The sequence below is a fragment of the Streptomyces sp. NPDC058691 genome, from assembly GCF_042714775.1.
Lineage (GTDB): Bacteria > Actinomycetota > Actinomycetes > Streptomycetales > Streptomycetaceae > Actinacidiphila.
This window is the reverse complement of record NZ_JBHXSO010000017.1, coordinates 1-16,073: the sequence shown is the minus strand read 5'-3', so window position 1 is coordinate 16,073 and position 16,073 is coordinate 1. Positions and strand designations below refer to the sequence as shown.

The window sequence follows — 16,073 nt, the reverse complement described above, 5'->3', positions numbered from 1 at the left end:
CCAGCTCGACCTGCTACGGCGCACCGTGCGTGGTTCGACCGCTTGCTCGGCGGTCTTGGTGCTCCCGGCGGACCCGGCGGACCGGCCTGACGCTGCCCCCTCAGTGCCAGTAGGTGTCGTGGCTGAGCCGGCGGTCGTGGGCGTCGTACTGGTCGACCGCCGCGATCGTCTGTCCGTCCCGGATGGGGGCCGCCCAAGCGCGGTAACCGGTGCCGGGGACGGTGACCACGGGGGCCTTGGCCTGGCTGCCGTCGGAGAGACGGAGCAGGCCGTAGGCGACCTCGGGGCCGGGGTTGGAGACCATCAGGCGGGTGCCGGTGGTGCCCTTGTCGTGCAGGCCCCACAGGCCGGTACTTCCGCTGCCGTCGGGGTCGTGGGTGCCGGTGACGGGCTGGCAGTCGCTCCAGGGGCCGCCTTGGCGGTCGATGCGCACGCCGGCGATGTACATGCGCTGGCAGAGCAGGGCGTTGCCGGACGCGGTGGTGCCGCCGGGGGAGGCGGGCAGGGTGTAGCCCTTGGGCAGGGCGCGGTGGAACTCCAGTGCCACGGACCAGGATTGACCGTCCGTCGTGCCGTCGGCGACGCGGACGGTGACCGTGTCGGGCGTGCCGGTTGTCGCGGTGGCGGTGGGGCTCGCCGAAGGGGAGGCCGTGTGCGCCGGGCCGACGGAGGGGCGCTGACCGAGGAACGGGAGCGTCAAGGCGGCGGTGAGTACGCACACGGCTCCGGCGACCGCGCCGGCGGCCGCGGCGCGGCGGCGCCTCCGGTGGGTGCGCGCGACGGTCAGGATCCGCTCGACGGGTGGCAGGGACGAGGGGTAGGCGTCGCGTGACCGGGCGAAGGCGGCGCGCAGCCGGTCTTCCTGCTCGGGGTCGGGAGTCATCGTGCCTCTAGGGGACGGCCGGACGGGCGGGTGTGGGCGAGCCTCGCGTCAGTGCGCAGTTTGGCCAGGGCCCTGGACGCCTGGCTCTTCACGGTGCCGACCGAGCAGCCGAGGACGTCGGCCACTTCCTCGGCGGACAGGTCCTCGCAGTAGCGCAGCACCACGACCGCCCGCTGTCGTTCGGGCAGTGCGGACAGCAGCCGGGCCAGGGCGTCGTTCCCTTCCACGCCGCCGACACCCGCCCCGTCGTCCGGGACGGGGCGGGTGTCGGGCACGGAGGCGAAAAGGAGATGGGCGATCCTGCGGCGGCGGTGCCGGCTGCGGTTGGTGTTGACCAGCGCCCGCCGCACGTACTGCTCGGCCGACTCGGGCCGCAGCCGGCGCCAGTGCGGGTACACCCGTGCCAACGTCGTCTGCACCAGGTCCTCCGCCTCGTGGAAGTCGCCGGTGAGCAGATACGCGGTGTGGGTCAGGGATCGCCAGCGGGCGGCGACGAAGCGGGAGAACTCCGCGTCCGGTCCGCTGCCCGCGGCGGCCCTGCTGTCTGGCTGCACGGCAGGAGATGCCCGTCCTTTTCCTCGGTGATCAGTGCCAGAAGGTGTCGTGGCTGAGCCGGTGGCCGTGGGCGTCGTACTGGTCGACCGCGTCGATCGTCTGCCCGTCGGCTATGGGCGCGGCCCATGCGCGGTAGTCGGTGCCGGGCACGGTGACGGTGTTCGCCCGCACCCGTGTGCCGTCGGAGAGGAAGAGCACGCCGTAGGCGACCTCGGGGCCGGGGTTGGAGACCATCAGCCGGGTGCCGGTGGTGCCCTTGTCCTGCAGGCCCCACAAACCCATGCCCCCGCTGCCCTGGGGGTCGTGGGCCCCGGTGACGGGCTGGCAGTCGCTCCACGGGCCGCCCTGGTGGTCCATGCGCACCTTGCCGATGTACATGCGCTGGCAGAGCAGGGCGTCGCCGGACGCGGTGGTGCCGTTGGGGGAGGTGGGCAGGGTGTAGCCCTTGGGCAGGGTGCGATAGAACTCCAGTGACACGGACCAGCGGTGACCGTCCACCCGGCCCTTGCCGATCAGCTGGGTGACGACCCGCGGCGCCTGCTTGTGGGCGGCGGCGGTGGACGCGGGCGCGGCGGCCCGGTGGACGGCCGGGCTTGAGGCGGCCGGGCCCGACGCGGCCGGGCCCGGCGGGGCCGCGATCGCGGAGGCGCCGAACGAGACCGCGCCGATCGCGGCCGCCGCGGCCGCCACGACAGCGGTCACGCCCGTCTTCCGTGAAAAACCAAGAGCCATGGGGAGTTTCTCCTTGCAGCCGGAGCCCGGCACCGCGCCGGGCGGTCCTCGACGGCCGGCGCGCTGGGCCCGCGCGCCGGCCTGCGGCACCCACCGGATGCGGTGGGCGCCGTAGGGACGTCCGTACGTAGGTACTCCCGAATGTGCGTGGAGGGTTGCACGCCCCGCACGACAAAAGATAAGTCCGCCGGTTCCGCGTGGAGTCGAGGCCGAGGACTCATCCGCGAGGCGCGAGCCTGACGGACCGTCCCCCGGGGGAACGTCCGTCCGCGGCGCGCGCCTACGCCCGCAGCGAGGGGTCGCCGGTCGGGTCGGCGTAGAGGAGGCCGAGCAGGCCCTCGCGGTGGAGGTCGGCGATGGGGCCAAGGAGATCGGGGTGGCGGAGCAGAGGGGCCGCACTGTGGTCGCGGGGGCTGGGGACCGTCAGGCGGCGGGCGTCGCCCACGTCGCCGGAGCCGCCCGCGCCGTGATGGGTCGCCGCCAGGCAGGCCGCCGCGGTCGCGGCGAGCTCCACGTCGGCCAGCAGGCAGGCGGCCCAGCTGACGACGGTCTCGTCCACCCAGGTGCGCCAGACGTGGTCGTCGTCCGCCGGCGGCTGGACGTCTGCGCCGGTGACGGCGTCCAGCCGGCCGGAACCGCCGGGGCCGAGCATAGTGAGCAGTTCGGCGTCGAGCGTGGTGGGGTAGCGGAGGGCGGCGGCGATGGTGGCCGCCTGCCATGCCTGGGCCTCGGCCAAGGCGTGGTTGAGCGGGCCGGCCGCCGGCGGGAACGCCGAGAGCAGCCAGCGCGTGGCGGCGGTGATGAATGGCGAGAGATCAGTGGGCATCGTGAACCGTCCTTCACCGGGAACTTCCGAGGATGCCCCGGCCTTCAGGCCGGGGAGGAATCGGACCCCTGCGGAGCAGGGAAGGGAACGGGGCTTCGCCGTCAGGGCGAAAGACCGCCCACACGGTCGGGTAAGCTGATCGCTGTGCGTTGCGAGAACCAAGCAGCGCGTACACCGTGCTGATCGAGAGCCAAGACAGCACATGCACCTCCTGGATGTGCTTCATCAAACCGGGCTGGTCTCCACCCGGCTGGTGCTGATCGTGTAAGAGCTGACGGACCGCAAGTCTCCAGCCCACGTGAGCCAGGAATCTCCCTGCTTCAGCTGGGGGAGGAGTCAAAGGTGCCCGCCGTGGTCCTCTGCCGGCGCGTCATCGCGGTCGCGAGCACTGGCACGCCCTCGAGGGGCGCGCCTGGCAGGCCAGAGTAGGTCGGTATCCGGGGTGCCGACAGGACGTGGCTCACAGCCGGCCGTCGCCTCCTCCGGCCGGCCGGAGGCCCGTATCCCTCCTTGGCGCGGCATTTCGGGCACTTCGCCCGTACGGGAGCCGCCTCCGGCGCACCAGCGGCGTGGCGAAGGTCACCGCGTCGGTGCCGCCGCGCGGGCCACCGGAGTACGTCGAGGCCCCGCCGGGCGGCGCGGAAAAGGCCCTCCATGCGCACACCCGGGAAATCGCGCTCTTGAGCAGGAAGGCATGCGCCAGGTGGCGAACAGGCCCGGCGCGTTCCCCTCCGCTGAGGCCCGGGAGATCACGCCGCCGGGTAGCGGCGGCGGCGCCAGGTCCAGAAGACCGCCGCGGCCAGCGCGGCCCAGCCGGTGAGCACCAGGAACGGGAAGGCGTACTGGTGGCCGTAGAAGTAGATGGCGTTGTGCTGGGCGTTGACCGACGCCCCGGGCGGGAGCCAGCGCCCGACGGCCCCCAGCGGCTGGGGCAGGAGCGGCCACGACACCGCGCCGCCGGAGGAGGGGTTGCCCAGCAGGACCATCAGCGCCCAGGTCGGCAGGATCGCCCAGCGGCCGCAGAGGATGTGGAACATCGTGAAGACCAGGGCCGAGGTCACCATCGTCATGGACAGGATGCCCCAGGACTCCCAGAACGGCAGGCGCAGCACGTGCAGGCCCCAGTCCACGACGGCGCAGATCGCGAAGCCGCCGAGCACCGAGTAGGCCAGGATCGCCGCCAACCGCTCCAGCGGCCTCAGATCCGGCGCGTGGACGGTGAGTTGCCCGGCCCCGACGAAGCCGATGATGACGGCGGCCAGGGAGATGTAGAAGATCGCCAGCCCCTGCGGGTCGCCGGGTTGCAGCGGCTTGAGGCTGGTGAGGGTGAGCGGTACGCGGGCCTGCGCGGCGGCCGCGGGCGCGGCGGCGGCCAGGACCCGGGCCACCGAGGCTCCGGCGGCCGGCACGAGTTCGAGGGCGACGCCCTTGCCGCCGGGTCCGGCCTGCAGCACGGCGAAGACGTGCTGCTGTTCCACCGCCTCGACGGCCGCGGCGCGCGTGGCGAAAGGCCGCTCCTCCAGCTGTGTGCTCAGCCCGGCGTCCAGGCCCGAGGCGAAGGTCCGCACCGCGGGCGACTCGTTCACGACCGCGATCGGCACGCGGTGCGGCGTGGGATGCGCCATGGCGAAGCTGTACGAGCCGGCGAACAGCCCGGCCATGGCGGCCAGGATCGGGACGAGGACGAGGGCCGGCCGGAACCGCGAATGGGCGAACTCGCTCAGCTTGTTCATTCGCGCATCGCATCCTCCGCGAATCCGGCCGCTCCTTGTCGCACCCCGGATGCCAGGTGTACGCCACGCCGGCCCGGCGGGAATTCCTCTCCCGCGAAGGGATGCGAAAGGCTGTCGTGAGTCAAATTACGTCCCGGATTCCCCGGTCGCCACTGCGGCCACAGGCGCCACGAGGCGCCGGGACCCGTACGCCCTAGCGTCGGGGCCCGCCCTGCGCGGCCCGGTCCCCGGCGCGCCCGGACCACTGGAGGAGGAAGCGCAGTGCCTCGTACGACGGTGAGTCCGGCCGGGCGGTGTACGCCACCAGGAGCTGGTCGGGCGCGGTCGCGACGGACAGCTGCTGGACGTCCAGGGTGAGCCGGCCCACCACCGGGTGGTGGTAGGTCTTGGTGAGCTGCCGGGGCCCGCGTACCCGGTGGGTGTCCCACCAGGTGCGGAAGTCCGGGTCGCGTGCGGTGAGTTCGCCCACCAGCGCGGCCAGGGCCGGGTCGTCGGGGTGCCGGCCGGCCTCCATGCGCAGGACCGCGACGCAGTCCCGGGCCGCGCGCGGCCAGTCCGTGTACAGGGCGCGGTAGGCCTCGTCGAGGAAGGTCATCCGGATCAGGTTGCGTTCGTCCGGCGGCACCGCGGCGAAGTCGGTCAGCAGGGCGGTCGCGGCGGCGTTCCAGGCCAGTACGTCCTGGCGGCGCCCGAGGACCAGCGCGGGCACGTCGCGCATGCCGTCGAGCACCTGGAGCAGCTGCGGGTCGACCGCCTGCCCGGCGGGCGGCCGCGCCGGGGCCGCCGGCGCGACGTCGGCGACCTCGAAGAGGTACGCGCGCTCGTCCGGGGCGAGCCGGAGGGCGTCCGCGAGCGCGTCGAGGACGGAACGGGACACCCGCCGGGTGCGGCCCTGCTCCAGCCGTACGACGTAGTCGATGCTCACGTGCGCGAGGTGGGCCAGCTCCTCCCGCCGCAGGCCCGGCACACGGCGCAGCCTGCCGTCGTCCGGCAGGCCCGCGCGCCGCGGGTCCAGGGCGGCGCGCCGGGCGCGCAGGAAATCGCCGAGCTCGTTCCCGCCGGACGTGTCACCACGGTGCTCCATGACTCCAGTGTCCGGCCGGGACCCGCCACGTGCCTGGTACCGGTCTGCACAGGCACGGCCCTCCCTGGCACCGCGCCCCCGGCGGCACGACGGTGGGGTCCCGGAGGCGCCCACGACCGGCGTGGGCGTCCCGGCGGAAGGCGGACACCATGAGCACCACGGCGGAACGAACGACGATCACACTCGGCGGCGACCTGCCCGTCGGCCGCATCGGCTACGGCGCGATGCGGCTCACCGGCCCGGGCCTGTGGGGGCCGTACCCCGACCACGACGGCGGGGTCGCGCTGCTGCGGCAGGTGGTCGAGGCCGGCGTGACCCTGATCGACACGGCCGACGTCTACGGACCCCACACCAACGAGGAGCTGATCCGCGAGGCCCTGCACCCCTACCGTGACGGGCTCGCGATCGCGACCAAGGGCGGCTTCGTCCGCGGCGGCCGCGACCTGTCGACGATCAGTGCCGTCGGCAACGCCGACTACCTGCGGCAGTGCGTGCACACCAGCGCCCGGCGGCTCGGGGTGGAGCGGATCGACCTGTACTACCTGCACAGCGGGTGGGCGCGGGACACGTCCTTCGAGGAGCAGGTCGGCACCCTCGCCGCGCTCCGCCGTGAGGGCCTGATCCGGCACATCGGGCTCTCGAACGTGACTCCCGCCCAGCTGGCCGCGGCGCGCGAGATCGCCCCGATCGCCGCCGTCACGGCCCACTTCAACGTGGCCGCCCGCGGCGAGGCAGCCCTGCTGGAGGCGACCGAGGCGGCCGGCGCGGTCTTCGTCCCGTGGCAGCCGGTCTCGCTCACGCCGCCGGGGGCGGCGACGGACACCGGCGCCCCGGCGGCGCTGCGCGCGGTGCTCGGCCCCGTCGCCGCCCGTCACGGGGCGACCGTCCCGCAGGTCGCCCTCGCCTGGCTGCTCGCCCGCTCGTCCGCGGTGCTGCCGATCCCCGCCACCACGAGCATCGGCCACCTGCGGGAGAACCTGGCCGCGCGGGATCTCGTGCTGACGCCGGAGGAGATCGGGGCGATCACCGCCCTCGTCCCGGAGCGCGCGGACGAGGGAGCCTAGAGCTCGTCGTGCAGCTCGCGGGCCCGGTCGGTGATCAGGGAGAGCGTGCGCTGGGTGACGGCCAGGTCGGCGGGGTCGAGGTGGCCGTGGATGCGGTCGGTGACCTCGGCCAGGGCGTCGGTGATCTCCGCGTGGAGGGCGGCGCCCCGGGGGGTGGGGGAGAGGCCGCCGGAGGCGTTCGCGGTGGCGAGCCCGGCGTCGGTGAGGCGGTCGGCGAGGGTGCTCAGGGTCTCGGGGGTCTCGGGGGTCTCAGGGGCGAAGGCGCGGCTCTCGGTCAGGACCCGCTCGAAGTCGGAGCGGCCGAGTGCCTCGCCGCGGGTGGCCAGGGTGCGCAGCCCGGCCCACTGGCCGAAGTCGAGTCCGTGCTTCTGGAGGAGCACGTCGAGCACGGCGCGGGTGGAGTAGTGGGCGCTGCCGATGTCCTGGCCGGTGAGCGGGGAGGGAGTACGGATCACGGGGGTGCTCCTGATCCTTTCGCCGGTGCCGAGAAGGGTGTGCAGGGCGTTCGTGAGTTCGGCGGTGGGCGCCGCGCCGAGTCCGCCGAGGGGCGCGGTCAGTTCCTCGTGGAGCTCGCGTACGACGGCGACGGCGTGAGCTGGACCGCGCGCGAGTCGTACGGGTGGGCGTCGCGGCGTACGAGGCCGGCGGCCTCCAGGGTGCGGGCGAGCTTGGACACGAAGATCGCCTCCAGGCCCGTGTGGTCGGCGAGCTCGCGCTGGCTGGGCCGGCGGCCGCCGCGGGTCATGCCGTACAGCGACGCCAGCAGCGAGTACTGCGCGCGGGTGAGGCCGAGCGGACCGACCGCGCGGTCGACCGCGGCGCGCCGCGGCGCGGCTCACTGGGTCGTCAGCCCGAAGATCGTGATGAGCAGTGCCCAGCACAGCAGCACGGCGCCCACGCCGATCAGCTGCACGCGCATCGTCCGGGAGCGGCTCGGCGTCAGCCAGAAGGCCAGGGCGCGGTTGACCAGCGGCATGAGGAACCAGGTCAGGATCGCGACGCTCAGGCAGTTGCTGAGGAACAGGCCGACATAGCCGGGCAGCTTCACGTCGTCGAAGGCGTGACCGACAGTCAGGTTCAGCACCGTGACGGTCGGATAGAGCGCGAGGACCACCGACATGGCCTGCTTCCAATTGGGCGGGACCTCCTCGCCGGCCCGTTCCCCGAACCGGAACCATCCGCTGAAGGCGGAGGGAACCTTGCGCACATCGTACGCGGTGAAGTAATTCCCGCCCTCTTTCAGGAGCTTTGCCCGCTCGTCCGAATCCAGCCACTCGTCGAGATGCCCGCGTGTGTCGAACCGGAACATGGCCACCCAGCGGTCCTGTACGCCCTCGACCGGCTGGAAGAGTTCCGAACCCCGAAATCCGGGGAATTTCTCCTGGGCTTTCAGGACCCGGCTCTGCCAATGGAGGAAATCCTTCTCGCGGCCACGCCTGACCTCGTGCGAGACGACCGCGGTGACCGTGTCCTGCCGCACGGAGGCGCCGCCCCTCAGCACCTCCTGGGCCTGCGGTCCTTCGAAGAAGGGCGCCCCCTCCGTCAGCAGTGACCTGCGGCGTTCGCTGTCGAGCCACGAGGTCAACTGGTCGAGGCTGCCGAAGCGGAACACCACGACCCACTCGTTGGAGGCTTCGGTTCCCGGCGGATAAACCTCCGTTCCCTCGAAACCGTCGAAGGTCTCGGCCGCCCGGGTCATTTTTTCCTGCCAGCGCTGGTAATCGTGGTCGCAGCCGGCCCGCACTTTCTGGGAGACCACGACCGTCGCACTGCCGCCCGAGGCGTCGCGGCTTGCAGGAGGACCCATAGGGAGTAGTCTAGTTCACAAGGGACTTAAGGGAAAACGGTGCGAAAAAGCCGTGCAGTACGACGGCGGAATTCCGTGGAGCTTGACGGGCCCGGAGGTGTACGACATGGGAGACAAGGAATTTCTCGCCGAAGCCGTGCGCCTGGCGACGGAGTCGGTGGAGAACGGCTGGGGCGGCCCCTTCGGAGCCGTCATCACCCGCGACGGGCAGGTCGTGGCCCGTGGACAGAACCGGGTGCTCCTGACCGGTGACCCCACGGCCCACGCCGAAGTGGAGAGCATCCGCAAGGCGGTGGCCACGCTCAACCCGAAAGCGCCCTCCATCACGGAGGAGCACGCCAACGAGAGCACGCTGGCGTACGTGAAGCGCCCCGAGGGATCGCCCGATCCGGTCCCCGAACGCGCCCGCATGCTGCAGGGACACTCCATCTACATCAGCGGCGCGCCCTGCCCGATGTGCATGAGCGCGATCTACTGGTCGCGGATCGACGCCGTCTACTACAGCTGCGACCTCAAGGCCACCCGCGAGATCGGCTTCGACGACGCCTATCAGTACGAGGACTTCACCAAGCCGCTCGAAGACCGGCGCATCGAGATCCGCCAGATCCACCCCGAGATGGGCGCCACCGCCTACCAGGCATGGATGGACAAGGCGGACCGGCACGCCTATTGACGGTGAGTCACCTTCGCGGCCTCGGGCCGGCACCTTGAGGGGGTGCCGGCCCGAAGGCCGTTCTGCGCGGTGTCAGCCCTGCGGGGGTGCGGAACGGGCGGTGTCGAAGTCGTCGAGATCGTCCAGGCCCGTGTCGGCCCGGCCGTTGTCCGGGGGCCTCTCGTCGCGGGCGTTCTGCTCGCCGCCCTGCCGCTGGGGACCGTTGTCGTTCCAGCCGATGTCCGGGCGGCCGCCTTGCTCGCGGCCGCCTTGCTCGTTCCGGCCGTTCTGTTCGCGCCCGCCCGGCGCGGCGTCGTTCCTGCCGCCACCGCCACCGCCACCGCCACCGCCACCGCCGTACGGGCGCTCGCCCAGGGTCGGGCGGGCCGGCGGGAGTTCGTACTTGATGGCCAGTGTCTCCGTCGTGCCCGTCGCGCCGGCGCCGATCCCCCCGAGGGGGTAGAGGCAGATGCCCTGCGACGTCTTGGGGCACGCCGCGGAAGCGACCGCCAGGAGGGAGCGGGCGGTCCGCAGCGGGGGCAGGGTCGACCAGGTGCCGGCCACCGGGCTGTAAGCCTGGACGGTGTCCAGGAGGCGACGCGTCATGCCCACCCTCTCGGAGCCGCCGAAGAGGTACAGACACCGGCCGCGCAGCCCGTCGGAGCAGGGCGCCGGTGCGACGGCGAAACTGTCGCGGGCTGTGGGCAGCGACGTCAGTTCGATCCAGGCGTTGGTGACGGGGCTGTAGACCTCCACCGTCCGCAGGCTCGTCCCGGCGTCGTCCATCCCGCCGAGCGCGTACACACACAGTCCCCGCAGCCCCGGCGCCTCAGGGCACGGCGCGGAGGCAACGGCGAGCCTGGTGCGCGGCGTGGGCAACTCGGGCAGCTTGGCCCAGGTGTTGGTCGCCGGGCTGTAGGCCTCCACCGTGTTCACCGCACGGTCCGTGCTTGTCCAGCCGCCGACGGTGTACAGGCAGGCGCCGCGCAGGCCGTACCCCTCGGGGCAGGGCGCCGGGGCCGCGCCCAGGTCCCTGCGGGGGGTGGGCAGGTCGGGGATGTCGAACCACGCGTTGGCGGCAGGGTTGTAGGCCTCCACGGCGCCCACGACACCACCCCTGTCGAAGCCGCCGATGGCGTACACGCAGGTCTTCTTCTTCACGGCCTCCGGGCATGGAGCCGCCTTGCCCGCCAGTCCCGCGCGCGGCGTGGGCAGCGGGGCCAGGGTGACCCAGGCGTTGGTGGCGGGGCTGTACGCCTCGTGCGTGCGCGTCAGCGCGCCCGCGCCGACGCCTCCGAAGGCGTACACGCAGGTCTGCCGCAGCCCCGGAGGGCAGGGCGCGGGTGCGGCGGCGAGGCCTACGCGCAGGGTCTGCGGCGAGGGGATGGTCAGCCACACGCCTTCCGCCGTCGCGCCGGTGGGCACCAGCGCGAGGAGCGGAGCCAGGACCAGCCCGGCGAGCCCGGCCAGCCGCCGGCGGTGCCTGAGGGGGCCGGCCGGGGCGGCCGCGGACCCGGGCCCTGACCCGGGCCCGGACCGTCGGATGCGCCTCATGGATTACCTCTTCCATGGCGGGGCGCGGCTGTTGCCGCGCCCCCAAAGGGAGTTGTGGGGTACGTGCTCAAGCAGAGGGAACAGAAGGACGTGCCAAAGTGCGCTGGGATGTGGGCAGTCGGCCCGCTCATCCGCGAGGTCCTGCGGAGCCGTTGGGACCGCCGGAGAAGTTCCCCCCGTCCTGGTCGCGGGGCCCGCCGGGACGCTCCGGGCCGCGCTCGACCGCGAAGGCCTCTGTCGCTCCGCCCGCCGCGGTGGGGGAGTCGGGCGACCCGGCGACGACGTACACGCACGGGCTCGTGGACTCCTTGGGGCAGGGCGCCACCGTGCCGGCCGTCCGCCGGTGCGGGGTGGGTGTCTCCGGCAGGGTGATCCAGGCGCCGGTGACGGGGCTGTACGCGTGGACGAGGCGTAGTGCGCCCGAGCCGCCGGCGACGTACACGCAACCACCCGGCAGTCCGTTCGGGCAGGGCGCCGCGACCACGGCGGGGCGGTCGCCGTGCGAGACCGGGAGCGGGCGGAGCGTCACCCATGCGTTCGTGACCGGGCTGTAGACCTCCACCGAGCCGTCGCCGGTGCCGTCGATCGCGTACACGCAGCCGCCACGCAGGCCCAGTCCGGGAGGACAGGGGGCGCCCACGGCGCCGAGGTCGGCGCGGGCAACGGTCAGGTGCTGGAGAGTCACCCAGGTATCGGTGGCGGGGCTGTACGCCTCCACTGTGTGGAGGGCGGCGCCGACCGAGTCCCGGCCACCGATCGCGTACACGCACGTGCCGCGCAGGCCGAACCCGGGAGGGCAGGGCGCCTTCGCCGCGGCGAGGTTCCTACGGGCGGTGGGCAGGTTCTGCAGGGTGGCCCAGGCGCCGGTGGCGGGGCTGTACGCCTCCACGGTCGGCACCGACGTGGGGGTGGCGACCGTGCCGATGGCCCCGCCGATCGCGTACACGCACCCGTCCTGGAGTCCGCCGGGACAGGGCGCTCCGCGACCCGCGAGGCCGTCGCGCGGCGTGGGCAGCGGGGGGAGGGTGGCCCAGGCGTTGGTGGCCGGGCTGTAGGCCTCGAACTCGTTCCGGAGGGCGCCGTCGGAGGCGCGCCCACCGAACACGTACACGCACGCCTGCTTCAGTCCGCCCGGGCACGGCGCGGTCGCCGCCGCGTGGCCCAAACGGGCGGTGGGAAGAGAAGGGAGCGTCAGCCATACGCCCTGGGCGGTCGCCCCCGTGGCGCTCAGCGCCAGCAGGGGCGCGAGCGCCATGACGGCCAGCCGCCTCCAGCGGTGGCGGCGGCCCGTGCGGGATATGCCGGGCGGAGTGTCGTCCTGACCCGATCGTTCAATACGCCTCATCGGACACCTCTTTCGTGGCATGCCGCAGCGTTTCGCTACGACCGAAATGAGACTGATGAGGCCATTCAAGAGGCCGTCACAGGTGGTCGCTCACTGTGACGGCCAAATGAATGAAGTGACGTTCAGTTGCCGGCGACGTCCTTGACCGCGACCGGCACCGGGGTGTGACCCCCGATCAGTTCCAGCGTGAGACCGGCCGTCGACGGGGTGTCCAGGAGTTCGGCCAGGACCGCGGCGACGTCGTCGCGGGTCACCGAGGCGTGACCGGTCGACGCGGCGAGCCGTACCCGGCCGGTGCCGGGGTCGGTGGTGAGCAGGCCGGGGCGCAGGACGGTCCAGTCGAGGGCGGTGCGGTGCCGCAGATCCGCGTCGGCGGCGCCCTTGGCCTTCAGGTAGGCGGCGAAGGTGTCGTCGGTGCCCGGCCGCGGATCGGAGTCGACCCCCATGGACGACACCATCAGATACCGGCGCACGCCCGCGCGTTCGGCCGCGTCCGCGAAGAGCACCGCGGCGTCCCGGTCGACGGTCGCCTTGCGGGCGAGGCCGCTGCCCGGTCCCGCGCCCGCGGCGAAGACGGCCGCGTCGGCGCCCTGCAGGACGCCCGCGACCTCGTCGACGGAGGCCGACTCCAGGTCCAGGACGACCGGCTCCGCGCCGGCCTCTCTCAGGGCCGCGGCCTGTTCGGGCTTGCGGATGATGCCCGCCACCTCGTCACCGCGCCCGGCGAGCAGCCGCTCCAGCCGCAGCGCGATCTGTCCATGTCCACCAGCGATCACAGTGCGCATGCAACCGACCGTACGCCCGCCGGACGGCTCATGCCGGATCACGGCGGCTCCTCGACTGACGTGGCAGGTCGAGGGCGAGCGTGTCGGTGAACTCGCGGACGGCACTGGTGCGCGAGACCACCCTGCCCCGGTGGATCACGACCCGGCTGTACGCCAGCGACAGCGCGCTCTCCAGCCGGTCGGCGCGTACCGCCATCAGCTCCGCGGGGAAGCCGGCCTCGACCCGCACCTCGGGCAGGCCCATGACGGCGCGGGCCTCACGGCTGATCGCGTCGTAGGCCTCCGCGGGGGAGCACTCGCCGTGCGACGCCAGCAGGAACGCGGCCTCCAGGGGGTCGCCGCGGCCCACCGGATTGGCGAGATCGCGCAGTGCCCCGCTGCCCGCGGCGACGCGCACCCCGGCCGCGCGCAGCGCGCGCACCGGGGCGGTGGTGCCCCGGCGCACGGACTCCATGGCGCCGCAGCCGCCCTGCGGCAGGGCGGTCAGCGAGACCCCGGCGGCGGCGAGTTGCCCGGCGAGCCGGGCGACGGTGTCGGCGGGTTGCAGGGACAGGCCCCCGCACGGCCCGAGGGTGACCCCGGGACGCAGGCCGCCGGCCATGGCGGCGAGCCGGGAGAGCCGGGCGGGGTCGGCGGCGTCGGTGTGCAGGTCGACCGGGAGGCCGAACTCCGCGGCGACGCCGAGCACCGCCTCCGCGAAGCCGGAGGGGTCGGGGTCCAGGTCCGGGCAGCCGCCCACCACGCCCGCCCCCATCTTCAGCGCGTCGTGGAGCATCGCGAGGCTGTCCGCGCCCGCGGCGCCGGTGAGCACCCGGGGCACGGCGACGGCCTGCACCTCGACCAGCCCGCGCAGGGCGCGCCGGGCCTGGAGGACGGCCTCTACCGCGCGCAGCCCCTGCACGTCGCCGATCCGCGCGTGCGCCCGCACCGCGGTCACACCGTGGCCGAGCTGGAGGAGGGCCGCCTCGGTCACGCGGCGCTGGACCTCCTCGCCGTCGTACGAGGGCGGCCCGGCGCAGTCGGCGGTCAGGGCCGTGTCGAGGTGGGCGTGCGGCTCGGCGGGAGCGGGCAGCAGCAGGTAGCCGGCGAGGTCGACACGGGGTGTCTGCCCGTCGCCGGTGAGGCTGCCCGCGGTGCCGACGGCCTCGATCCGCGGCCCGGCCAGGCGCACGTCGACCGTCCGGCCGTCGGCGAGGCGGCCCCCGCAGAGCAGGAGTGCGGGCGCCGGGGCGGACTCTCCGCGGAGCGGGTCGGCGGGCGGTTGCGGCTGGCTGTCGGTCATCGCGCTCCTCGGGGCCGGAGGCAAGATCACGCGGATCCGAGCCTAGGGGGCGGTGCCCGATCCGTCCGGGAAGAGCGAATAGTCGTACTGGTGCCGTCAAGTGACGTACGGGACCGGGCGGGTGGCGCGCGGCCGCCGCCCGAGGGACGTGGCCCGTGCCCACTAGATACGGATTTCACCTTCGGCGGCTGACCGTGTAATGTCTTCCTCGCTCGCCCCAATAGCTCAGTCGGCAGAGCGTCTCCATGGTAAGGAGAAGGTCTACGGTTCGATTCCGTATTGGGGCTCTGATGATCAGGTGACCCGCCTCCGGGCGGGTGATCTCCTCATCGAAGCGGCGTAGCTCAGTCGGTAGAGCAAGCGGCTCATAATCGCTGTGTCACCGGTTCAAGTCCGGTCGCCGCTACTTTGCGTAGCCGATTGTGGGATCGGTCCCTTAATCGGCTACTCTTTCCGTGTTCGAAACCTTATTACCGTTCGTCAAGGAGCACTCACGTGGCCGCCACCGACGTCCGCCCGAAGATCACGCTGGCCTGCGTGGAGTGCAAGGAGCGGAACTACATCACCAAGAAGAACCGGCGCAACGACCCGGACCGTCTTGAGATGAAGAAGCACTGCCCGCGCTGCAACGCGCACACCGCGCACCGCGAGACGCGCTGACACAGGCCGTAGTAAGACCGACGAGGCCGTCCCTGTACTTCAGGGGCGGCCTCGCGGCGTTGTTGGACCGAGAACCACCACAGCTCCAGGAGGTGCCGATGGCGCTGGACCAGTCCTTCGTGGGGCGGACCTATCCCCCCACCGCCCCGTACGAGGTCGGCCGGGAGAAGATCCGCGAGTTCGCCGAGGCGATCGGCGACCCGAACCCGGTCTACCTCGATCCCGAGGCGGCCAAGGCGCTCGGGCATTCCGATGTGATCGCTCCGCCGACCTTCGCCTTCGTGATGACGTTCAAGGCCTCGATGCAGGTCATCCTCGACCCGGAGCTGGGGCTGGACTACGGGCGGGTCGTCCACGGTGACCAGCGCTTCGAGTACACCCGCCCGGTGCGGGCCGGTGACCGGCTCTCGGTGACGGTCGCGATCGACGCGATCAAGTCGCTGGCGGGCAACGATGTCATCGACGTCCGTGGCGAGGCTCACGACGAGAGCGGCGAGCACGTGGTGACGGCGCTGACGAAACTGGTGGCGCGCGCACCGGAGGGTGAGTGAACTGATGACGGCGAAGATCTCCTACGACGAGGTCGAGGTCGGCACCGAACTGCCGGCGCGGTCGTTCCCCGTGAACCGCGACACACTCGTGCGGTACGCGGGCGCTTCGGGCGACTTCAACCCGATCCACTGGAACGAGCGGTTCGCCAAAGAGGTGGGCCTGCCGGACGTCATCGCGCACGGCATGTTCACCATGGCCTCGGCGATCCGCGTGGTGACCGACTGGGCGGGCGACCCGGGCGCGGTCGTCGACTACGGGGTGCGCTTCACCAAGCCGGTCGTGGTGCCGGACGGTGACGAGGGTGCGCTCATCGAGGTCAGCGCGAAGGTCGCGGCCAAGCTGGACGACGGGGAGCGCACGGTGCGTGTCGACCTGACGGCCGTCAGCGCCGGGCAGAAGGTGCTGGGCATGTCACGCGCGGTGGTCCGGCTGGCATAGCCGGGCGCGGCACCCGTGCAAGGGGGGGGGGGGGGGCGCGGGCATCCGCCACCCCCCCCAGGAAACGCTGGTGGTGTTATAGGTATAATAACAACAGTCCCCCGGCCCGAATGTGCTGGTG

General features: G+C 72.8%; 17 protein-coding genes, 2 tRNA genes and 1 pseudogene. 7 read left to right on the top strand and 13 right to left on the bottom strand.

Going from position 1 to position 16,073, the window contains the following annotated elements; all coding sequences use genetic code 11:
• Positions 1-100 precede the first annotated feature (100 nt).
• From ACFWVC_RS14285 to ACFWVC_RS14260, 6 genes are all read right to left on the bottom strand, one after another.
• Positions 101-883: a hypothetical protein gene (locus ACFWVC_RS14285; RefSeq protein ID WP_384284111.1), complete on the bottom strand. Its 783-nt coding sequence runs from the start codon at positions 881-883 to the stop codon at positions 101-103.
• Positions 880-1,437, bottom strand: a complete 558-nt coding sequence (locus ACFWVC_RS14280) for a SigE family RNA polymerase sigma factor (RefSeq protein WP_384284109.1) — start codon at positions 1,435-1,437, stop codon at positions 880-882. The genes ACFWVC_RS14285 and ACFWVC_RS14280 overlap by 4 nt, the downstream gene beginning before the upstream one ends.
• A gap of 31 nt (positions 1,438-1,468) precedes the next feature.
• Positions 1,469-2,140 carry a hypothetical protein gene (locus ACFWVC_RS14275; RefSeq protein ID WP_384284107.1) on the bottom strand — a complete coding sequence of 224 codons (672 nt, stop codon included), beginning with the start codon at positions 2,138-2,140 and terminating at the stop codon, positions 1,469-1,471.
• A 310-nt stretch (positions 2,141-2,450) separates the two neighbouring features.
• The gene (locus ACFWVC_RS14270) at positions 2,451-2,996 is read right to left on the bottom strand and encodes a hypothetical protein (protein WP_384284105.1); all 546 of its coding nucleotides are present in this window, start codon (positions 2,994-2,996) and stop codon (positions 2,451-2,453) included.
• 749 nt (positions 2,997-3,745) lie between these two features.
• Positions 3,746-4,729 (bottom strand): ABC transporter permease, encoded by a 984-nt coding sequence (locus ACFWVC_RS14265; protein ID WP_384284103.1) that lies wholly within the window; start codon positions 4,727-4,729, stop codon positions 3,746-3,748.
• Between the two features lie 193 nt (positions 4,730-4,922).
• Complete coding sequence (locus ACFWVC_RS14260) at positions 4,923-5,813, bottom strand: helix-turn-helix transcriptional regulator (RefSeq protein WP_384284102.1); 891 nt, start codon at positions 5,811-5,813, stop codon at positions 4,923-4,925.
• Between the two features lie 149 nt (positions 5,814-5,962).
• Here ACFWVC_RS14260 and ACFWVC_RS14255 point away from each other — a divergent pair, with 149 nt between their 5' ends.
• Positions 5,963-6,877, top strand: coding sequence for an aldo/keto reductase (locus ACFWVC_RS14255; RefSeq protein WP_384284100.1), 915 nt, complete (start codon positions 5,963-5,965; stop codon positions 6,875-6,877).
• On the opposite strand, the gene ACFWVC_RS14250 is transcribed toward ACFWVC_RS14255, so the two are convergent.
• The 3 genes and pseudogenes from ACFWVC_RS14250 to ACFWVC_RS14240 form a co-directional block, all read right to left on the bottom strand.
• Positions 6,874-7,332: a hypothetical protein gene (locus ACFWVC_RS14250; RefSeq protein ID WP_384284410.1), complete on the bottom strand. Its 459-nt coding sequence runs from the start codon at positions 7,330-7,332 to the stop codon at positions 6,874-6,876. The genes ACFWVC_RS14255 and ACFWVC_RS14250 overlap by 4 nt on opposite strands.
• Positions 7,333-7,362: 30 nt before the next feature.
• Positions 7,363-7,700: pseudogene (locus ACFWVC_RS14245) on the bottom strand (MarR family transcriptional regulator); the annotation flags it as partial.
• 12 nt (positions 7,701-7,712) lie between these two features.
• Positions 7,713-8,684, bottom strand: coding sequence for an antibiotic biosynthesis monooxygenase (locus ACFWVC_RS14240; protein ID WP_384284098.1), 972 nt, complete (start codon positions 8,682-8,684; stop codon positions 7,713-7,715).
• A 106-nt stretch (positions 8,685-8,790) separates the two neighbouring features.
• Here ACFWVC_RS14240 and ACFWVC_RS14235 point away from each other — a divergent pair, with 106 nt between their 5' ends.
• Positions 8,791-9,357, top strand: a complete 567-nt coding sequence (locus ACFWVC_RS14235; protein ID WP_384284096.1) for a nucleoside deaminase — start codon at positions 8,791-8,793, stop codon at positions 9,355-9,357.
• Between the two features lie 72 nt (positions 9,358-9,429).
• Here the strand turns inward: ACFWVC_RS14235 and ACFWVC_RS14230 are convergent, their stop codons facing one another.
• The 4 genes from ACFWVC_RS14230 to ACFWVC_RS14215 all read right to left on the bottom strand — a co-directional run bounded on the left by ACFWVC_RS14230 (position 9,430) and on the right by ACFWVC_RS14215 (position 14,302).
• Positions 9,430-10,890, bottom strand: coding sequence for a Kelch repeat-containing protein (locus ACFWVC_RS14230; protein WP_384284094.1), 1,461 nt, complete (start codon positions 10,888-10,890; stop codon positions 9,430-9,432).
• Between the two features lie 127 nt (positions 10,891-11,017).
• Positions 11,018-12,235 carry a Kelch repeat-containing protein gene (locus tag ACFWVC_RS14225; protein WP_384284092.1) on the bottom strand — a complete coding sequence of 406 codons (1,218 nt, stop codon included), beginning with the start codon at positions 12,233-12,235 and terminating at the stop codon, positions 11,018-11,020.
• A 122-nt stretch (positions 12,236-12,357) separates the two neighbouring features.
• A complete protein-coding gene (locus ACFWVC_RS14220) occupies positions 12,358-13,020 on the bottom strand; it encodes an SDR family oxidoreductase (protein ID WP_384284090.1) in 663 nt (220 codons plus the stop codon).
• A 28-nt stretch (positions 13,021-13,048) separates the two neighbouring features.
• Entirely contained in the window at positions 13,049-14,302 is a 1,254-nt protein-coding gene (locus ACFWVC_RS14215; protein WP_384284088.1) for an amidohydrolase family protein, read from the bottom strand.
• Positions 14,303-14,516: 214 nt separating this feature from the next.
• Between ACFWVC_RS14215 and ACFWVC_RS14210 the strand changes: the two genes are divergently transcribed.
• The 5 genes from ACFWVC_RS14210 (at position 14,517) to ACFWVC_RS14190 (ending at position 15,952) form a co-directional block, all read left to right on the top strand.
• Positions 14,517-14,589 (top strand) — tRNA-Thr (locus tag ACFWVC_RS14210).
• 46 nt (positions 14,590-14,635) lie between these two features.
• Positions 14,636-14,708: transfer RNA gene (locus tag ACFWVC_RS14205), tRNA-Met, on the top strand.
• Positions 14,709-14,797: 89 nt separating this feature from the next.
• Positions 14,798-14,962, top strand: coding sequence for a 50S ribosomal protein L33 (gene rpmG / locus ACFWVC_RS14200; RefSeq protein WP_004571794.1), 165 nt, complete (start codon positions 14,798-14,800; stop codon positions 14,960-14,962).
• Positions 14,963-15,060: 98 nt separating this feature from the next.
• A complete protein-coding gene (locus tag ACFWVC_RS14195) occupies positions 15,061-15,513 on the top strand; it encodes a MaoC family dehydratase N-terminal domain-containing protein (RefSeq protein ID WP_384284086.1) in 453 nt (150 codons plus the stop codon).
• Between the two features lie 4 nt (positions 15,514-15,517).
• The gene (locus ACFWVC_RS14190) at positions 15,518-15,952 is read left to right on the top strand and encodes a MaoC family dehydratase (RefSeq protein ID WP_384284084.1); all 435 of its coding nucleotides are present in this window, start codon (positions 15,518-15,520) and stop codon (positions 15,950-15,952) included.
• Positions 15,953-16,073 lie beyond the last annotated feature (121 nt).

Bases quoted from the DNA above. Each gene is read 5' to 3' on its own strand.
- ACFWVC_RS14270 (WP_384284105.1), bottom strand. From the start codon at position 2,996: ATGCCCACTGATCTCTCGCCATTCATCACCGCCGCCACGCGCTGGCTG.
- ACFWVC_RS14220 (WP_384284090.1), bottom strand. From the start codon at position 13,020: ATGCGCACTGTGATCGCTGGTGGACATGGACAGATCGCGCTGCGGCTG.
- ACFWVC_RS14285 (WP_384284111.1), bottom strand. From the start codon at position 883: ATGACTCCCGACCCCGAGCAGGAAGACCGGCTGCGCGCCGCCTTCGCC.
- ACFWVC_RS14230 (WP_384284094.1), bottom strand. From the start codon at position 10,890: ATGAGGCGCATCCGACGGTCCGGGCCCGGGTCAGGGCCCGGGTCCGCG.
- ACFWVC_RS14260 (WP_384284102.1), bottom strand. From the start codon at position 5,813: ATGGAGCACCGTGGTGACACGTCCGGCGGGAACGAGCTCGGCGATTTC.
- ACFWVC_RS14255 (WP_384284100.1), top strand. From the start codon at position 5,963: ATGAGCACCACGGCGGAACGAACGACGATCACACTCGGCGGCGACCTG.
- ACFWVC_RS14225 (WP_384284092.1), bottom strand. From the start codon at position 12,235: ATGAGGCGTATTGAACGATCGGGTCAGGACGACACTCCGCCCGGCATA.
- ACFWVC_RS14235 (WP_384284096.1), top strand. From the start codon at position 8,791: ATGGGAGACAAGGAATTTCTCGCCGAAGCCGTGCGCCTGGCGACGGAG.
- ACFWVC_RS14190 (WP_384284084.1), top strand. From the start codon at position 15,518: ATGACGGCGAAGATCTCCTACGACGAGGTCGAGGTCGGCACCGAACTG.
- ACFWVC_RS14195 (WP_384284086.1), top strand. From the start codon at position 15,061: ATGGCGCTGGACCAGTCCTTCGTGGGGCGGACCTATCCCCCCACCGCC.
- ACFWVC_RS14215 (WP_384284088.1), bottom strand. From the start codon at position 14,302: ATGACCGACAGCCAGCCGCAACCGCCCGCCGACCCGCTCCGCGGAGAG.
- ACFWVC_RS14265 (WP_384284103.1), bottom strand. From the start codon at position 4,729: ATGAACAAGCTGAGCGAGTTCGCCCATTCGCGGTTCCGGCCGGCCCTC.
- ACFWVC_RS14240 (WP_384284098.1), bottom strand. From the start codon at position 8,684: ATGGGTCCTCCTGCAAGCCGCGACGCCTCGGGCGGCAGTGCGACGGTC.